This window comes from Enterobacillus tribolii, assembly GCF_003363015.1.
Taxonomy (GTDB): domain Bacteria; phylum Pseudomonadota; class Gammaproteobacteria; order Enterobacterales; family Enterobacteriaceae; genus Enterobacillus; species Enterobacillus tribolii.
Genome location: NZ_QRAP01000001.1, coordinates 830092 through 846439, shown reverse-complemented (window position 1 = coordinate 846439; position 16348 = coordinate 830092). Strand labels below are relative to the sequence as shown.

Annotated in this window: 17 protein-coding genes and 2 tRNA genes; 8 read left to right on the top strand and 11 right to left on the bottom strand. The window is 56.4% G+C overall.

Annotation, left to right across the window (positions count from 1 at the left end):
* Positions 1 to 110: 110 nt before the first annotated feature.
* Entirely contained in the window at positions 111 to 851 is a 741-nt protein-coding gene (locus tag C8D90_RS03755) for a MipA/OmpV family protein (protein ID WP_115457267.1), read from the top strand.
* Between the two features lie 58 nt (positions 852 to 909).
* On the opposite strand, the gene C8D90_RS03750 is transcribed toward C8D90_RS03755, so the two are convergent.
* A complete protein-coding gene (locus C8D90_RS03750; RefSeq protein ID WP_115457266.1) occupies positions 910 to 1812 on the bottom strand; it encodes a D-hexose-6-phosphate mutarotase in 903 nt (300 codons plus the stop codon).
* An 84-nt stretch (positions 1813 to 1896) separates the two neighbouring features.
* Positions 1897 to 2895, bottom strand: a complete 999-nt coding sequence (gene gapA / locus C8D90_RS03745; RefSeq protein ID WP_115457045.1) for a glyceraldehyde-3-phosphate dehydrogenase — start codon at positions 2893 to 2895, stop codon at positions 1897 to 1899.
* A gap of 345 nt (positions 2896 to 3240) precedes the next feature.
* Here gapA and msrB point away from each other — a divergent pair, with 345 nt between their 5' ends.
* The gene (msrB, locus tag C8D90_RS03735) at positions 3241 to 3654 is read left to right on the top strand and encodes a peptide-methionine (R)-S-oxide reductase MsrB (protein WP_115457043.1); all 414 of its coding nucleotides are present in this window, start codon (positions 3241 to 3243) and stop codon (positions 3652 to 3654) included.
* Between the two features lie 109 nt (positions 3655 to 3763).
* Positions 3764 to 4042, top strand: a complete 279-nt coding sequence (locus C8D90_RS03730; protein WP_115457042.1) for a YeaC family protein — start codon at positions 3764 to 3766, stop codon at positions 4040 to 4042.
* Positions 4043 to 4101: 59 nt separating this feature from the next.
* Here C8D90_RS03730 and pncA read toward each other — a convergent pair whose 3' ends face one another.
* From pncA to sppA, 3 genes are all read right to left on the bottom strand, one after another.
* A complete protein-coding gene (pncA, locus tag C8D90_RS03725; protein WP_115457041.1) occupies positions 4102 to 4743 on the bottom strand; it encodes a bifunctional nicotinamidase/pyrazinamidase in 642 nt (213 codons plus the stop codon).
* Positions 4744 to 4770: 27 nt separating this feature from the next.
* Positions 4771 to 5787 (bottom strand): asparaginase, encoded by a 1017-nt coding sequence (gene ansA / locus C8D90_RS03720; protein ID WP_115457040.1) that lies wholly within the window; start codon positions 5785 to 5787, stop codon positions 4771 to 4773.
* A gap of 139 nt (positions 5788 to 5926) precedes the next feature.
* The gene (gene sppA, locus C8D90_RS03715) at positions 5927 to 7777 is read right to left on the bottom strand and encodes a signal peptide peptidase SppA (RefSeq protein WP_115457039.1); all 1851 of its coding nucleotides are present in this window, start codon (positions 7775 to 7777) and stop codon (positions 5927 to 5929) included.
* 203 nt (positions 7778 to 7980) lie between these two features.
* On the opposite strand from sppA, the gene C8D90_RS03710 reads away from it, so the two are divergent.
* The 5 genes from C8D90_RS03710 to C8D90_RS03690 all read left to right on the top strand — a co-directional run bounded on the left by C8D90_RS03710 (position 7981) and on the right by C8D90_RS03690 (position 13070).
* On the top strand, positions 7981 to 8529 hold the full coding sequence (locus tag C8D90_RS03710; RefSeq protein ID WP_115457038.1) for an NAD(P)H nitroreductase: 549 nt from the start codon (positions 7981 to 7983) through the stop codon (positions 8527 to 8529).
* 161 nt (positions 8530 to 8690) lie between these two features.
* The gene (gene selD, locus C8D90_RS03705; RefSeq protein ID WP_115457037.1) at positions 8691 to 9734 is read left to right on the top strand and encodes a selenide, water dikinase SelD; all 1044 of its coding nucleotides are present in this window, start codon (positions 8691 to 8693) and stop codon (positions 9732 to 9734) included.
* Entirely contained in the window at positions 9734 to 10852 is a 1119-nt protein-coding gene (gene mnmH, locus C8D90_RS03700) for a tRNA 2-selenouridine(34) synthase MnmH (RefSeq protein WP_115457036.1), read from the top strand. The genes selD and mnmH overlap by 1 nt, the downstream gene beginning before the upstream one ends.
* The gene (locus C8D90_RS03695) at positions 10852 to 12780 is read left to right on the top strand and encodes a DNA topoisomerase III (RefSeq protein ID WP_115457035.1); all 1929 of its coding nucleotides are present in this window, start codon (positions 10852 to 10854) and stop codon (positions 12778 to 12780) included. Before mnmH ends, C8D90_RS03695 begins: the two co-directional genes overlap by 1 nt.
* Positions 12777 to 13070 carry a DUF1496 domain-containing protein gene (locus C8D90_RS03690; protein WP_115457034.1) on the top strand — a complete coding sequence of 98 codons (294 nt, stop codon included), beginning with the start codon at positions 12777 to 12779 and terminating at the stop codon, positions 13068 to 13070. Before C8D90_RS03695 ends, C8D90_RS03690 begins: the two co-directional genes overlap by 4 nt.
* A gap of 2 nt (positions 13071 to 13072) precedes the next feature.
* On the opposite strand, the gene C8D90_RS03685 is transcribed toward C8D90_RS03690, so the two are convergent.
* The 6 genes from C8D90_RS03685 to purU form a co-directional block, all read right to left on the bottom strand.
* Positions 13073 to 13489, bottom strand: coding sequence for a pyrimidine (deoxy)nucleoside triphosphate diphosphatase (locus C8D90_RS03685; RefSeq protein ID WP_115457033.1), 417 nt, complete (start codon positions 13487 to 13489; stop codon positions 13073 to 13075).
* Positions 13486 to 14295: an exodeoxyribonuclease III gene (gene xthA, locus C8D90_RS03680; protein ID WP_115457032.1), complete on the bottom strand. Its 810-nt coding sequence runs from the start codon at positions 14293 to 14295 to the stop codon at positions 13486 to 13488. The genes C8D90_RS03685 and xthA overlap by 4 nt, the downstream gene beginning before the upstream one ends.
* A 99-nt stretch (positions 14296 to 14394) precedes the next feature.
* Positions 14395 to 14970: an LOG family protein gene (locus tag C8D90_RS03675; RefSeq protein ID WP_115457031.1), complete on the bottom strand. Its 576-nt coding sequence runs from the start codon at positions 14968 to 14970 to the stop codon at positions 14395 to 14397.
* Between the two features lie 107 nt (positions 14971 to 15077).
* Positions 15078 to 15162 (bottom strand) — tRNA-Tyr (locus C8D90_RS03670).
* 46 nt (positions 15163 to 15208) lie between these two features.
* A tRNA-Tyr gene (locus C8D90_RS03665) sits at positions 15209 to 15293 on the bottom strand.
* A 176-nt stretch (positions 15294 to 15469) separates the two neighbouring features.
* Positions 15470 to 16306 (bottom strand): formyltetrahydrofolate deformylase, encoded by an 837-nt coding sequence (gene purU, locus C8D90_RS03660; protein ID WP_376744982.1) that lies wholly within the window; start codon positions 16304 to 16306, stop codon positions 15470 to 15472.
* Positions 16307 to 16348: the final 42 nt, after the last annotated feature.

The following is a 16348-nucleotide window of genomic DNA, read 5'->3' as shown; positions in this document are numbered from 1 at the left end:
TGAATTGATGCCAAGCTTTTGTAAAAAGCGGGTACAAGAAAACGTTATGTTTTACAATCCTCGTCCATGTTAAGCAAATGACTACAGGAACGGTAATGTCAGTGAAAAAAATGAAATTAAGCGTGGTGGGATTGCTGATGGGCGGCATGCTGGCAGCCGGCGGCGCTCAGGCCGGGACATGGTCTTTAGGCGCTTCTGCGCTGGTGGGTACGAATATGTACCGTGGCTATGACACCAAGGTTTACCCGGTTCCGGTGATTGATTATGAAGGCGACTCTTTCTATTTCCATACCCTGAATGTGGGATATTATCTGTGGAAAGACGCACACAATAAACTCAGCATTGATGCGTTTTATTCCCCGTTTGAGTTTAAGCCCGGCGACAGCGACGACTGGCGCATGAAGCAGTTGGATAAGCGCCGCGGAACGCTGATGGCAGGCTTCAGCTACAGCCACATGCAGGACTGGGGGACATTGCGCGCCTCTTTTGCTGGTGACGTGCTGGACAACAGCGATGGCATGATCGGCGATCTCTCCTACCTGTATCCGTTTGATTTCGGCAACTGGTCATTCAAGCCCGGCGTGGGCGTAACCTGGAGCAGCGATAACCAGAACGACTACTATTACGGCGTTTCCGGGCATGAGTCCGCACGCAGTACATTAGACCGCTATTCGCCGGGCGACAGCTGGAGCCCGTACCTGGAGCTGTCGGCCAGCTATGAAATTACGAAACAGTGGAATGCGTTCGTGATGGGGCGCTATATCCGTCTGGCGAGTGAAATCAAAGACAGCCCGATGGTTGATAAATCCTATACCGGCGTCTTCTGGACGGGCGTAACGTATACGTTCTGATCCGGCGGAAAGATGAAAAAAGGGGCACTGCGCCCCTTTTTTTACGCCGACAGCCGGCTTATCCGTTCAGTTTACGGGTGCGCAGCGTGAAGGAAAGGCGGGCGGGGCTGCCCTGAGCGGCGTCGAGAGGCTGGCTGACGCGCCCCGTTTCCACGCACACCATGGTTTTATACCCGTCATCCGGGATGTCGGCCATGCTGATGGACAGCTCCGTCCACGGGTTCCAGGCGATAACGTCGGTGTTGTTATGGTGGTGTACTTCAATGGTGCGGCCCAGCGCCGGATCGGTAATGACGCTGAACGGCTCGGGTGCGGTGAAGATACGGTCGGTACGTTCGCTGAACGTCAGGTTTCCCTGCTGTGTGGCGGTGACGCCGTCCCGGACTTTATCTATATAGGCTGCGCCGAGGCCGCTGACGCTAACGGCGCTGATGTCCCCGATTTCAAAGTAAGTGTGCAGGGCGCTGGTGAAGCTGTATTCGCCGTGCGCTTCCAGCTCCAGTTCACAGGTCACGCCCAGCTTAAAGCGTGCGATCAGGCTGAAGTCATGCGGCCAGTATTTTTTCGACTGTTCACTCTGGCTCAGGGTAAACGTCAGGATCACGCCGTTGTCATCTTCAGCGTGCGCCGTCAGTTCCCAGGGCAGGTTACGGGCAAAGCCGTGCGAAGGCTGCCCGGCCGGGCCGAACCAGGGCCAGCAGATGGGTACGCCGCCGCGGATAGCGACGCCGGTTTTAAACGGGGTGTTACCGCTGAGCCACAGCACCGGTTTTTCGCCGGAGGGTTGCCACGCCAGAAGATGCGCGCCCTGAAGGGTAATCGCGGCGCGTACTTTCGGGTGATTAACCACAATGGTGGGCAGTTCGTCCAACTGACGCTGGCTGATATACGGGGTAATTTGCCGGGAGACGGGAAGAGAGAAGATTTTTTCCGTGGTCTGCGCGGTGCTTTGTTGTGTCATGTTAGTGCCTTTATGCAGGAATACGGGGCAATAAAAAGGGCGGCATAATTTGCCGCCCTTCATTATTTACTCATTCGCACGAAATTAGTGCTTAGAGATGTAACCGATCAGGTCCAGAACTTTGTTGGAGTAGCCGGTTTCGTTGTCGTACCAGGAAACAACTTTCACGAAGTTGTCGTTCAGGGAGATGCCTGCTTTCGCGTCGAATACGGAAGTGCAAACTTCGCCGTTGAAGTCGGTAGAAACTACGTCGTCTTCGGTGTAACCCAGGATGCCTTTCAGCTCGCCTTCAGCAGCGGCTTTCATTGCAGCACAGATTTCTTTGTAAGAAGCCGGTTTGGCCAGACGTGCAGTCAGGTCAACAACAGACACGTTCGGGGTCGGAACGCGGAAAGACATACCGGTCAGTTTACCGTTCAGTTCCGGGATAACTTTACCTACAGCTTTAGCAGCGCCGGTAGAGGACGGAATGATGTTCTGGGACGCGCCGCGGCCGCCGCGCCAGTCTTTGTGAGACGGGCCGTCAACGGTTTTCTGGGTAGCGGTGGTGGCGTGAACGGTGGTCATCAGGCCTTCAACGATACCGAACTTGTCGTTCAGAACTTTAGCCAGCGGAGCCAGGCAGTTGGTGGTGCAGGATGCGTTGGAAACGATATCCTGGCCAGCATAGGTCTTCTCGTTAACGCCCATAACGAACATCGGGGTGTCGTCTTTGGACGGACCGGTCAGAACAACCTTCTTGGCGCCTGCCTGGATGTGTTTACGCGCGGTTTCGTCGGTCAGGAAGATACCGGTGGCTTCAGCTACAACGTCAACGCCGACTTCGTTCCACTTCAGGTTAGCCGGATCTTTCTCTGCGGTAACACGGATTTTTTTGCCGTTGACGATCAGTTGGCCGTCCTTAACTTCAACGGTGCCATTGAAACGACCGTGCGTTGAGTCGTACTTCAGCATGTATGCCATGTAATCGGCATCCAGCAGATCGTTGATGGCAACGATTTCGATGTCAGAACGCTCTTGAGCGGCACGGAAAACAATGCGGCCGATGCGGCCAAAACCGTTGATACCTACTTTGATAGTCATATATTCCACCAGCTATTGGTTAGTGAATAAAAGGTCGGTTGTAAAATTACAAAAACCTTATAAAGCGTCAAGCGGAATCGTGTCAATTGTTGCCGTACATCAAAGCACTACGGCACAAATAAACGGCAACACGCTTCCCCAAAACACATGTTCTCGATTATACATGGGGGCGGCATCCGGCGTCTCAAGCCTTCACCATGTAACACTGTGACTTAAGTCACAAAAAAGAGGCGCCTCTCAAGGGCTTCAACCAGTTTAGGTCAAAAGAAACTGTCTCGGTGTTAATTGTTTGTTATAATTTGACAACTGAACGTTGTTTACCAAAACGCCCCGAGACATCTATTCATGGCCCAAAACCCCGCTTCACCGGAAAAGCTGCAAAATCTGACTGAAATGCAGCGTTATGTCACACAGCAACGCGGTACGGAACCTCCCTTCAGCGGCAAGTTGTTGCACAATAAGCAGCAGGGGATTTATCACTGCCTGTGCTGCAACGCACCGCTGTTTTACTCCGACAGCAAATACGATTCCGGCTGCGGCTGGCCCAGCTTTTATCAGCCGGTCAGCGACGATGCGATTCGCTATCTAGATGATAACTCACATAATATGCACAGGGTTGAAATTCGCTGCGCAAATTGTGACGCGCATCTGGGACACGTATTTCCTGATGGTCCTCAGCCTACCGGAGAGCGCTATTGCGTTAACTCCGCCTCGCTGAGTTTTACCGATGCCGGCAACGGCGAGGAAACACGGGGATGATGCGCCGATCATCTTTTTTCGCCTTGAGTATACCGCAATGGAATCGATTCAGCTAGTCACAGAAAATGCTGTTTCTGCATCCGTAACAAGAGAATGAAGAGAGATAAAGATGGAACTGGATGAACTGATCGACGGCATGACGCCGGAAGTTTATCAACGGCTGGTTACCGCCGTGGAACTGGGCAAGTGGCCGGATGGCGTCAGCCTGACGCCGGAGCAAAAAGAGAACAGCCTGCAAGCCGTGATGCTGTACCAGGCGCGCCATAATACCGACGCGCAGCATATGAGCATTAATACGCAGGGCGAAATGGTGATAAAGAGCAAGCGGGAGCTAAAGCAGGATTTCGGTATTGAGCCGGAGCCGATTGCCCGCCTGAAGCCGGAATAAGTCTTTTCTGAAAAGCGCAAACGGGCCGTGCAGCAATAACGTCCCGCTTGCGCGTACACTCAAAAGTTCAACAGGAAAGAGGGCGTACCGGGCGGCGAGACTTTCGCGCCCTGGGCCGCCATTTGCGCCAGCGCGTCGGTGCTGTCCTGCGGCTGGAGGTTTACGCCACGGCAACCCGCTTCAATAACTTCCACCTGATACCCCAACTGCAGCGCATCAAGCACGGAATATTTCACGCAGTAATCCGTTGCCAACCCCATAATCACCAGATGAGTTATTCCCTGCTGCTGTAACCAGCCGTGCAGCGCGGTCGAGGTGCGGCGGCCATTGTCGAAAAAAGCGCTGTAGCTGTCGATGCCGGGGTCCGTGCCCTTGTAGACGATGTTATCGAACTGACGGGCATCAAGCGCGGGGTGAAAATCCGCGCCGTGCGTGTTCTGAACGCAATGAACTGGCCACCAGACCTGGGTAAGGCCATTTAACTCACCCAATTCGCCGGCATTTCCGCCTGAGTTTGCGGCAAAACTGCCGTGGTCGGCGGGGTGCCAGTCCTGAGTCGCGACGATCGGCCAGCCCGCTGCTTTTGCGCCGGTGATAGCCTGATTCGCGACCGGAATCACCTGATCGCCTTCATTTACGGCCAATGCGCCGCCGGGACAAAAATCATTTTGCAGATCAATTAACAGCAGTGCTCCACGCATCCAGGTCGCTCCTTGTGTCGTTCTCGCTTAATCGTTCTCGCTTAATTCTCCGCGCAGGGCCTGTTGCATCAGGGTGCGGATGGTTTCTGCGCCAAGTTCCAAGCTTAACAGATAGTGCAATTTTGTCAGCGCGGCTTCAACCGTCATATCAAAACCACTGATCACGCCGGCGTGCGCCAGTGCGTTGCCGGTCGCGTAGCCTTCCATATTGACCCGCCCGGAAAAGCACTGGGTCAGATTTACCACTACGATGCCGCGTTCGCGGGCCTGGCGCAGCTCGGCAAGCAGGTCGGGGTTCTGTGGGGCGTTGCCGACGCCATAGGAGCGCAGCACCAGCGCTTTAACCGGCTGACGCAGAAAATTTCGCACCACTTCGGCGGAAATGCCCGGATAAATGGTCACAACGCCGATGGGTTGCGGCGTGATTTGATGAACGCGCAGCGGCTGATCATTCAACGGCGAGAACAACGGGGCGACGCGGCGAATATGAATGCCGGCCTCAAGGAGAACCGGGTAGTTGGGGGAGGCGAAGGCGTCAAAGCCGTCGGCGTGGGCTTTGGTGGTGCGGTTGCCGCGAAACAGTTTGTTGTTGAAAAACAACGAGACTTCATTGATTGGGTAATTGGCCGCCAGGTAAAGCGCGTTCAGCAGGTTGGTCTGGCCGTCTGAGCGCAGTTCCGCCAGGGGAATTTGTGACCCTGTCACAATTACCGGCTTGGAGAGATTCTCCAGCATAAAGGAAAGCGCCGACGCGGTGAAGGCCATGGTGTCCGTGCCATGCAGGATGACGAAACCGTCATACTCATCATAATTCTGACGTATATCATCGGCGATATGCTGCCAGTCTTCCGGCGTGGTGTCGGAAGAGTCAATCAGCGGCTGATATTCGTGAATCGTAAAGTCGGGCATTTCCGGGCGGTGAAACTCCGGCATCAGGGCAAGCTGGCGTTGCAGGTGGCCGGAAACCGGGATGTATCCGTGAGCGGAACGCTGCATGCCGATAGTACCGCCGGTATAAGCGACGTAGATGGATTTCTTTTGCATGGGTGGCATTTTCATTGGTAAGAGGAAGGCGCCATGGCGCAACATGGGGGAATTATAGGCCTGATACCGAAGAAAAAAAGCCCGCACAGGCGATAAACCAGAATATTGGTCTTTACCTGCGCGGGCGGGTGACGCCGGATCAGTTAACGCTGCATTCCAGACAGAGCACGTAGCGTCCGTTGGGATCGTTCAGGGTCGCCATCCAGTCGGTTTTTCCTTTCAGATGCGCGGCCATGTCCAGCAGCGGCTGCGGCAGGACGGCCTGAGCCGCGGCCGGGAACAGTGCCTGTGCCGACGCGGTAAGCTGGGCCAGCAGCATGTCGCTGAAACCGGGCTGCTCAACGTACCAGTTCAGCGTGTGTGTTTTCAGGTTCGCCAGTTCGGCGGCTTTTTTGACGGCGTCGTCAAAGTCGCCCAACTGATCGACCAGGCCGTTGGTTTTGGCGTCGTTGCCGAGCCAGACGCGACCCTGGGCGATTTGATTAATGGCTTCCGGCGTTTGATTACGGGCCTTGCTGACCAGTCCGACAAACGTTCTGTAGCCGCTTTCAATATTCATCTGCATCAACTGAGCGAACTCAGCCGGCAGCGATTTGGTTACGGCCAGGTCGGCCAGCGACGAGGTTGAAACGCCGTCGGTGTGTATGCCGATGCTGTCGAGGCTGTTCTCATAGGTATTGATGACGCCGAAGATGCCGATGGAGCCCGTCAGGGTACTGGGGCTGGCGATAATGGAGTTCGCCGGGGTGGAGATCCAGTAACCGCCGGAAGCCGCCAGTCCGCCCATGGAAACCACGACAGGTTTACCGGCGGCGCGTGCGGCGGCCAGCTCAGAGCGAATGACCTCGGACGCGGTGACGCTGCCGCCGGGGCTGTTGACGCGCATGATGATGGCTTTGACTTTGGGGTCGAGGCGCGCCTGGCGAATCTGTGCCGCAGTGGTGTCGCCGCCGACGTTGCCCGGCGTTGCTTCACCGTCCATGATAGCGCCGCTGGCAAAAATAACGGCAATCTGATTGTCGCCGCCGCTGTCAGGCGTGGGCGTGTTGTAGTCATACATGCTGACGTAATTGAAGTCCTGGTTCTGCTTGTCCCAGCCGAAAATCGTGGACATTTGCTTGCTGACTTCCGAACGTGACGCCAGCTTATCGACCAGCTTGTTTTGCAGCGCATAACGCGCCATATCGCCGTCGGTGGCCTGCAACCCCTTAATGATGCCCGCCGCGCCGGGGAACAGTTGTTCCGGCGTTAATTGGCGGTTGCCCGCGACGGTAGTCAGGTAGTTGCTCCACATGCCGTTCAGCCAGCGGCTGTCGGCTTCGCGCGCCGCCTGTGACATATTGTCGCGCATCATTGGTTCAACGGCGGACTTATACGTTCCGACGCGGAAGATATTGGTGGTGACCTTCAGCTTGTCCAACAGGCTCTTATAGTAGAGGTTGTTGGTGGACAGGCCATGTAAATCCACGTTGCCTTGTGGGGAAAGGTAAATCTGATTGGCAAAGCTGGCCAGGTAATACTGCGACTGGCTGTAGCTGTCGCCGGTGGCGTAGATTTTTTTACCGCTGTCACGGAATTCGCGCAATGCCTTGCCGATGTATTGCAGCGACGGCTGATCCGACCCGGCGAAATCGTTCAGGGCCAGCACCATGCCGGTAATGTTGGGATCTTTTTGCGCCTGACGGATGGTTTCAACCACGTCAAACAGCGAGTTTTCCTGCAAACGGTTACTGCTGGTGCCCAGCAACTGGCGTCCGAGCTGGCCGAAACGGTTGCTGATGGACGGGTTATCTACCACAACCCCCGTCAGGTTAAGCATCAGGGCGCCTTTGGCCGGCTCGGCGGGTTTACTCTGCACCTGCAGGTAGATGCCCACGCCGGCTAAAATCAACACAAGTAAAAAAAGGTTAAGAATCAGTTCGCGGATGAAATTGAGCAGACGCCAACTCCAGCGGAACACGCCCGATATGCCTCGCCATAAAAAGCGCATACGATCTCCATATAATTCGTGGTTATGCCGCTATGGTATCGGCCCTTATGATAAAAGTCAGTGCCTATAATACGGCGACATCGCATTATTATCGGCGTAAACCGTTGTGGCCTTTAACCTCTCGCTGCAAACCGGGCCACAATACTGTAACAAATCATAAAATAATGGTATTGTTGAGAAAAATTATCAACTGGAGAAACGCTATGAATGCGCTGGAATTATTGTTGCAACGCCGCTCCGCCTCCCGGCTGAGTGAACCGGCGCCGGCCGGCGAAGCCCTGGAGAATATTTTTCAGGCCGGGTTGCGCGCGCCGGATCACGGCGCGTTACAGCCCTGGCGCTTCGTCACTATTCAGGGAGAAGGACGGGAGCGTTTTGCGCAACTGCTGTACGGCATTGCCCTGGAAGAACAGTTTGATGAAAAAGGGCAGGAAAAGGCCCGTAAAGGTCCTCTGCGGGCACCGCTAATCATCACGGTTATCGCGCACTGCAATACGGAAAGCAAAGTGCCTCACTGGGAGCAGGTCGTTTCTGCCGGCTGTGCGGTAATGGCGATGCAGATGGCGGCGCAGGCGCAGGGCTTCAACGGCATCTGGCGCAGCGGCGTCTGGACATCCCACCCCAAAGTGCGGGCGGCTTTCGGCTGCCGCGAGCAGGATGAAATTGTCGGTTTCCTGTATTTGGGAACGCCGGAACTGAAAGCAGCGAAGGTCGCACCGCTCGACAGCGCTAAATTTATCAGCGCATTCTGATAGTTGCGCGGGCAGATGCTGCCCGCGCGGCCCTTGCCCCTGTTTTTTTCTGCCCATTTCATGCGCAGCTTTTCGCGATATTCATTCTCTTCACTTATCAAGCCGCGCCGGTGGCGTTAACATAGCGGGTTAATGCATTCTTTTTACGTAAGGAGCCGGTCATGACAGCGCCAGCCATTCGTTTAACCCAATACAGTCACGGAGCCGGTTGCGGCTGCAAAATTTCTCCGAAGGTACTGGAGACCATCCTGCACAGCGAGCAGGCGAAGCTGGCCGATCCCCGGCTGCTGGTGGGGAATGAAACGCGGGATGATGCGGCGGTTTACGATATCGGCAACGGGATCGGGATTATCAGCACCACCGACTTCTTTATGCCTATCGTGGACGACCCGTTTGACTTCGGACGTATCGCGGCGACGAATGCGATCAGCGATATTTATGCCATGGGCGGAAAACCGATTATGGCGATCGCGATTCTTGGTTGGCCGGTAGATAAACTGTCGCCGGAGATCGCGCAGCGCGTTATCGAGGGCGGGCGCCATGTATGCCATGAAGCAGGCATCTCGCTGGCGGGCGGCCACTCCATTGATGCGCCGGAGCCGATTTTCGGCCTGGCGGTGACGGGAATGGTCAGCACTGACCTGGTGAAAAAGAACAGCGCCGCGCGTGCCGGCAGCAAACTGTACCTGACGAAGCCGCTGGGTATCGGCGTGCTGACTACCGCAGAGAAAAAGAGCCTGTTGCGCCCTGAGCATCAGGGGCTGGCAACGCAAACCATGTGCCGGTTGAATAAACCTGGCGCAGACTTCGCCAGCGTTGAAGCCGTGACGGCGATGACCGACGTGACCGGTTTCGGTTTGCTGGGGCATCTGAGCGAAATTTGTCAGGGCTCCGGATTACAGGCCACGGTATGGTTCGATCGCGTACCGAAACTGCCGGCGGTGGAGGAGTACATTCAGGAAGGGTGCGTGCCGGGCGGCACCGGCCGTAACTTCGACAGCTACGGGCACCTGGTTGGCCCGATGAGCGACCTGCAACGGCAGCTTTTGTGCGATCCCCAGACGTCGGGCGGCCTGCTGCTGGCGGTGATGCCGGACGGAGAAGATGAGGTGATGGCGATTGCTGCCCGCCACGGGCTGACGCTGAGCGCAGTGGGTGAGCTTTATGCGCCGGAGTCTGGCCGGGCGCTTATTGAGGTCTTGTAATGGCAGCGGGCAGCGTCCGTGCGGACAGCGCGGATTATAAGTATATATTGAGCAACGACGTGCCGTTGATTGACGTTCGCGCCCCGGTAGAGTTCGCGCAGGGCGCATTTCCCTGCGCGGTAAACCTGCCGTTGATGACGGACAGCGAGCGCGAGGCCGTGGGGATTTGCTATAAGCAACACGGTCAGGAGGCTGCCGTTCAGTTGGGGCACACGCTGGTCGCCGGCGAGGAGCGTGAAGCGCGCACCGCCGCCTGGCTGGCGTACTGTCGTCAACATCCTGATGGCTATTTGTGCTGTTTTCGCGGCGGATTGCGCTCTCATCTGGTTCAGCAATGGCTGCATGACGCCGGGGTAGACTACCCGCTGATTGAAGGCGGCTTCAAAGCGTTGCGCCAGTACGTGCTGACGGCGACGGAGGAGATGGCGGCGTATCCTATTATGCTGATTGGCGGAAACACCGGCTGTGGAAAAACCCGGCTGGTGCGGGATCTCACCGCGGCATTGGATCTCGAAGGGGTAGCCCGGCACCGCGGCTCCTCTTTTGGCCGGACGCTGGTGCAGCAAAGCAGCCAGATCGATTTTGAAAACCGTCTGGCGATCGCCATGCTGAAAAAGCAGGCGCAGGGTATCCGGCATTGGTTCCTGGAGGATGAAGGGCGGATTATCGGTTCCAACCATCTTCCCCTGCCGTTGTACAACCATATGCAACTGGCGCCGGTCGCGGTGATTGAGATGCCGTTTGATGAACGCCTGCATTCCCTGCACGAAGAGTATATCGACCTGATGCATGCGGAATATGTGCGGGTTTACGGCCCGGATGAGGGCTGGGAACGCTACGGCGAATACCTGCGGCACGGCATGCATGCCATCCGGCGCCGGCTTGGGCTTGAACGTTACGCGCAGTTGAACGGAAGCCTGGAGGAAGCGCTGATACTGCAGCGGGAAACCGGTGACAGCCGCAGGCATACCGATTGGCTGGTGCCGCTGCTGCGTGAATATTACGACCCAATGTACACCTATCAACTGGGGCTGAAAAAGGAACGTATTGTTTTCCGCGGCAGCTATGAAGAAGTGAAATCCTACCTGATGACAACCAGCCAGACTTACGGTGATTAATGCGTCTGTTTATAGCGGAAAAACCCAGCCTGGCGCGCGCCATTGCGGACGTGTTGCCCAAACCTCACCGTAAGGGCGACGGATTTATCGCCTGCGGTGAAAATGATGCCGTGACCTGGTGCATCGGCCACCTGCTGGAGCAGGCGGAGCCGGATGCCTATGACGCCCGCTACGCCCGTTGGTCGCTGGCGGATCTCCCCATCGTGCCGGAAAAGTGGCAACTGCGGCCGAAAGCCTCCGTCAGTAAACAGCTGAACGTGATTAAGCGCCTGCTCGGCGAAGCGCATGAAGTGGTGCATGCCGGCGACCCGGATCGCGAAGGGCAATTACTGGTCGATGAAGTGCTGGATTTTCTTGCGTTGCCGGCAGAGAAGCGCCAGCAGGTGAAGCGTTGCCTGATCAACGACCTGAACCCGCAGGCGGTGGAGCGGGCGGTGTCGCGCCTGCGCGAAAACCGTGAGTTTATTCCCCTGTGCGTTTCCGCTTTAGCCAGAGCGCGGGCCGACTGGCTCTACGGCATCAATATGACCCGCGCCTATACGCTGCTGGGGCGCAACGCCGGCTACAACGGCGTGCTGTCGGTCGGCCGGGTACAAACGCCGGTGTTGGGGCTGGTGGTACGGCGGGATGAGGAAATTGAAAACTTTGTCCCCAAAGATTTCTTCGAGGTGAAAGCGCATATCGTTACGCCGGCGGAGGAACGCTTTGTGGCGCTGTGGCAACCCAGCGAATCCTGCGAACCGTATCAGGACGAAGAAGGGCGCTTATTACACCGTCCGCTGGCGGAGCACGTGGTAACCCGCATTACCGGTCAACCGGCGCTGGTTACGGGCTACAACGACAAGCGAGAATCTGAGGCGGCGCCGCTGCCGTTTTCGCTTTCCGCCCTGCAAATCGAGGCCGCCAAGCGTTTTAACCTGAGCGCCCAGCAGGTGCTGGACATCTGCCAGCGACTTTACGAAACCCACAAGCTGATAACCTATCCGCGTTCCGACTGCCGTTATTTGCCGGAGGAACACTTTGCCGGCCGCCATTCGGTAATGAATGCCATCAGCAGCCACGTTGCGGAGCTGCGTGATATTCCGGTGGTGGATACCGAACGGCGCAACCGTTGCTGGGATGATAAAAAAGTGGATGCCCACCACGCGATCATTCCCACCGCCCGCTCGGGCGGCGTAAACCTCAGTGATGACGAGCAGAAGGTGTATACGCTGGTGGCGCGTCAGTATCTGATGCAATTTTGCCCGGACGCCATGTACCGCAAGTGCGTGATCGATCTCGACATCGCCGGTGGTAAGTTTATCGCCAAGGCGCGTTTTCTGGCCGAAGCCGGCTGGCGCACGCTGCTGGGGGCGAAAGAACGCGACGAAGAAAACGAAGGCACGCCGTTGCCGGTGGTGGCGAAAGGCGATGAGCTGTTATGTGAACGCGGGGAAGTGGTGGAGCGACAAACGCAGCCGCCGCGTCCGTTTACCGACGCTACGCTGCTTTCGGCGATGACCGGCATCGCGCGTTTTGTTCAGGACAAAGAGCTAAAGAAAATCCTGCGTGCGACCGATGGTTTAGGTACGGAGGCGACACGTGCGGGGATTATCGAACTGCTGTTCCGGCGCACTTTCCTTTATAAGAAAGGGCGCTATATCCACGCCAGCGAAGCCGGCAGGGCGCTGATTCACTGCCTGCCGGATCTTGCCGCGCATCCTGACATGACGGCGCACTGGGAATCGACGCTGACGCAAATCAGCGAGAAGTCCTGCCGTTATCAAGACTTTATGGAGCCGCTGGTCGCTACGCTGTATCAGTTGATCGATCAGGCCAGGCAGAACCGAAATCCTCAGGCTTTCCGCGGATTGCCGCCGGCAAAAGAGAAAGGCGCCGGTGCCGCCAGGCCAGCGGCCAGGAAGAGGAAGAAGGAAACGAAGGCATGATAACGCTGAAACAGATCCTTCCGGGGATAATGTGTTTGTGGATGGCACTTCCCGCTGCGGCGAATCGCGGCGGTATTGATGTGGTTGTTCCCGTGTCGCCCGGCCTGACCACGGGAACGGGAAACGCGGCGCCTTCCGTACCGCCGTGTTCACGTTGCTGTGTTTATCAGAATCAGTACTACTCTGAAGGCGCGGTGGTGAATGCGGAGGGGGTAGTTTTGCAGTGCCGGCAAAATGAAAACGTGACCGGCACGAATAATCTGCGTTGGGAAATCCTCAAAAACCGCTGAGCTTATTCCGGCGCTGCGAGCAGCGCGAGATAAGCGTCCAGCAGCGGCACGTCGGCGGGGGCCAGCGCGTACTCCGCCGCGTGTTGCGGCGTTACCCAATGCAGGGCCGCATGTTCCTGGGGCACCGGTTCTCCGTCGATGACCTGTACCCGCCAGGCATGCAGGTGAATTTCACGCTGGTGCAAATGAATCCGGCTGCTGGCGACATAGTCCGCCACACGGCAGTCGATCGCCAGCTCTTCCTGCAATTCACGATACAGCGCATCAGGCTGGGATTCTCCCGGCTCAACCTTCCCGCCGGGAAACTCCCACAGCCCGGCCTGATCCTGCCCGGCGCCGCGTTGGGCCAGCAAAATTTTCCCGCCGCGCTCAATGATGGCGGCGACAACGTCCAGGCGTTTTACCGCGGAAAGGCTCACGGTTGGCTGAACTCGACCCAGATCGGCGCGTGATCGGAGGGTTTCTCCATGCCGCGGATCTCGTAATCAATTCCGGTGGAAATGCAGCGTTCGGCCAAAGGACGGCTGGCCAGCAGTAAATCAATGCGCAGGCCGCGGTTGTCATCAAAGCCGCGTGAGCGGTAGTCAAACCACGAGAACTGATCGTTACGGTCCGGATTCGCCTGACGATAGGTGTCTACCAGGCCCCAGTCCAGCAGGCGCGCCATCCACTCCCGCTCTTCCGGCAGGAAGGAGCATTTGCCGGTGCGCAGCCAACGCTTACGGTTTTCTTCGCCGATGCCGATGTCTTCGTCCGCCGGGCTGATGTTCATATCGCCCATAATCAATACCGGCGAGTCAGGGGAGAGATGGCCTTCCAGATACGTTTGCAGATCCTGGTAAAAGCGGGTTTTCGCCGGGAATTTGATCGGATGGTCGCGGCTTTCGCCCTGCGGGAAGTAGCCGTTAATCACCGTCAGCGTGCCCTGAGGCGTGGCGAAATCCGCCATGATGATGCGTCGCTGGGCATCTTCCTCATCGGTTGGGAAACCTTTGCGCACCGCCAGCGGCTCGTCTTTGGTCAGCAACGCGACGCCGTAATGGCTTTTCTGCCCGTGATAAAACAGGTGATAGCCCAGCGGCGCCAGCTCTTCCAGCGGAAATGCGTCGTCATGAACCTTGATTTCCTGTAAACCGATCACGTCAGGCTGATGCTTGTCGATGATGGCGGCCAGTTGATGGGGGCGGGCGCGCAACCCGTTAATGTTGAAAGAGACAAACTTCATAAGTGCAGGCCATGTTCCGTTAAGAGAGAGTTAATGACTTATTGGAACACAGCCTAGCAGAATCCATGCGACGGCGTAACCGTAACGGGCATGGAATGATTATTCTTTCGCCCAGCGATCCAGATTATGGGGGCGGTAGGTGTCGAAATGCGCCAGCAGAGCTTCAGGATCCTGCAGTGTAACGAGGGTATCGACGTACACCTGACGCACAAAGCCCTGCTCTGCGCTGAAACGCAAAAAATCGACCAGTTTTTGGTAATAGTTGTCGACATCCAGCAGAGCGATGGGTTTATTGTGATAGCCGATCTGGCTCCATGTCCACATTTCAAACAGCTCTTCGAGCGTACCGATCCCGCCGGGAAGCGCGATAAATCCGTCTGAAAGTTCGGCCATGCGGGCTTTGCGTACGTGCATGTCCGGTACGACTTCCAGTTCGCTCAGGCCATAATGTGCGGTTTCTGCTTCGACCAGGCGTTGCGGAATAACGCCGCAGACTTCGCCACCGGCTTCCAGCGCCGCGTTGGCGAGAATGCCCATCAGCCCTTTACTGCCGCCGCCGTAAACCAGTCGCCGTCCCTGTTTCGCCAGCGTATGGCCCAGCAAACGGGCAGCCTCGGCGTAAGCCGGTGAGTTTCCTACGCTTGCGCCGCAAAATACACAGATGTTTTTACGCATTACATTTCCTTAACAACTTTTTCAGGCAAGGAAAGTGGTATAGCGGATCAGGCGGCCAAGTTCAAGACGTTGATGACAAACAGGTTAAATCTGGAGGGGAAGAAAAATGGTGGTGGGAGAAGGATTCGAACCTTCGAAGTCTGAGACGGCAGATTTACAGTCTGCTCCCTTTGGCCGCTCGGGAACCCCACCACTGGGGTATTGCTTATGATTTTTCTAACCTGAGGCAGGTTAGAAATGGTGGTGGGAGAAGGATTCGAACCTTCGAAGTCTGAGACGGCAGATTTACAGTCTGCTCCCTTTGGCCGCTCGGGAATCCCACCACGGGGTGCCACCATGTTTCACGGAAGCGGGGCGCATAATATCAAATAGCGCCGCGCTGTAAAGCGTTTGACCGCAAAAAACATTTTGTTTGATGTTTTTTTACGCGTGCTGATGCACGCGTAAGCAATTGGCGAAAAACATATTCTTGTTTTTTTTCGCCAACTGCCGATTTGCGTTAAAAAATAACCGTACGGTTGCCATAAACGAAAACGCGCTGCGCCAGCACCCGGTACAGTGCGCGGCTGAGCACGTTTTTTTCCACATCGCGACCGGCGCGCATCATCTCTTCCGCGGTGTAGGAGTGATCCACATGGATGACGTCCTGCATGATGATCGGCCCTTCGTCGAGATTGTCGTTAACGAAATGCGCGGTGGCGCCGATAATCTTCACGCCGCGCTCGTAGGCCTGGTGATAAGGACGGGCGCCGATAAACGCAGGCAAAAAGGAGTGGTGAATATTAATGATTTGATTCGGGTAATGCTGGACGAATTCCGGCGTCAGGACGCGCATATATTTCGCCAGCACAACGTAGTCCGGCGCATATTTATCGATAGCCGCCATCATGGCCTGATCGTGCTCGGGGCGGCTGAGATTTTCATGGCTGATCAGAACGAACGGCAGTTCAAAACGTTCAACCAAGTTACGCAACGTCTCGTGGTTGCCGATGACGGCGGCGATCTCCATATCCAATCCGCCGAAAGCGCTCTTCATCAGCAGATCGCCCAGGCAGTGCGCTTCCTTGGTGACCAGGATCACGACCCGCTGACGACCAGCGCTGTTGAGTTCCCGTTCAGAGCCGGGCGGGAGCGCGCCGTCCAGATCGGCGAGCAGGGTTTCGTCATTGAAAATGCCTTCCAGCTCGGTACGCATGAAGAAGCGCCCGGTACGGTGATCGACGAACTCATTGTTTTGAATGATATTAAGCTGATGCTTATAACAAATGTTGGTGATCTTGGCGATCAGCCCCTTGGCATCAGGACAAATGGTACGCAGAACTTTGCGCTGTTGCATCGCGTGTGGCATGTGTTGTGTTCCTGTCTGGATGTATGGGCA

Coding starts and splice junctions, on each gene's coding strand:
- xthA (WP_115457032.1), bottom strand. CDS start 14,295: ATGAAGTTTGTCTCTTTCAACATTAACGGGTTGCGCGCCCGCCCCCAT.
- C8D90_RS03690 (WP_115457034.1), top strand. CDS start 12,777: ATGATAACGCTGAAACAGATCCTTCCGGGGATAATGTGTTTGTGGATG.
- C8D90_RS03695 (WP_115457035.1), top strand. CDS start 10,852: ATGCGTCTGTTTATAGCGGAAAAACCCAGCCTGGCGCGCGCCATTGCG.
- msrB (WP_115457043.1), top strand. CDS start 3,241: ATGGCCCAAAACCCCGCTTCACCGGAAAAGCTGCAAAATCTGACTGAA.
- C8D90_RS03675 (WP_115457031.1), bottom strand. CDS start 14,970: ATGCGTAAAAACATCTGTGTATTTTGCGGCGCAAGCGTAGGAAACTCA.
- selD (WP_115457037.1), top strand. CDS start 8,691: ATGACAGCGCCAGCCATTCGTTTAACCCAATACAGTCACGGAGCCGGT.
- C8D90_RS03730 (WP_115457042.1), top strand. CDS start 3,764: ATGGAACTGGATGAACTGATCGACGGCATGACGCCGGAAGTTTATCAA.
- sppA (WP_115457039.1), bottom strand. CDS start 7,777: ATGCGCTTTTTATGGCGAGGCATATCGGGCGTGTTCCGCTGGAGTTGG.
- C8D90_RS03750 (WP_115457266.1), bottom strand. CDS start 1,812: ATGACACAACAAAGCACCGCGCAGACCACGGAAAAAATCTTCTCTCTT.
- C8D90_RS03755 (WP_115457267.1), top strand. CDS start 111: ATGAAATTAAGCGTGGTGGGATTGCTGATGGGCGGCATGCTGGCAGCC.
- mnmH (WP_115457036.1), top strand. CDS start 9,734: ATGGCAGCGGGCAGCGTCCGTGCGGACAGCGCGGATTATAAGTATATA.
- purU (WP_376744982.1), bottom strand. CDS start 16,306: ATGCAACAGCGCAAAGTTCTGCGTACCATTTGTCCTGATGCCAAGGGG.
- C8D90_RS03710 (WP_115457038.1), top strand. CDS start 7,981: ATGAATGCGCTGGAATTATTGTTGCAACGCCGCTCCGCCTCCCGGCTG.
- ansA (WP_115457040.1), bottom strand. CDS start 5,787: ATGCAAAAGAAATCCATCTACGTCGCTTATACCGGCGGTACTATCGGC.
- pncA (WP_115457041.1), bottom strand. CDS start 4,743: ATGCGTGGAGCACTGCTGTTAATTGATCTGCAAAATGATTTTTGTCCC.
- gapA (WP_115457045.1), bottom strand. CDS start 2,895: ATGACTATCAAAGTAGGTATCAACGGTTTTGGCCGCATCGGCCGCATT.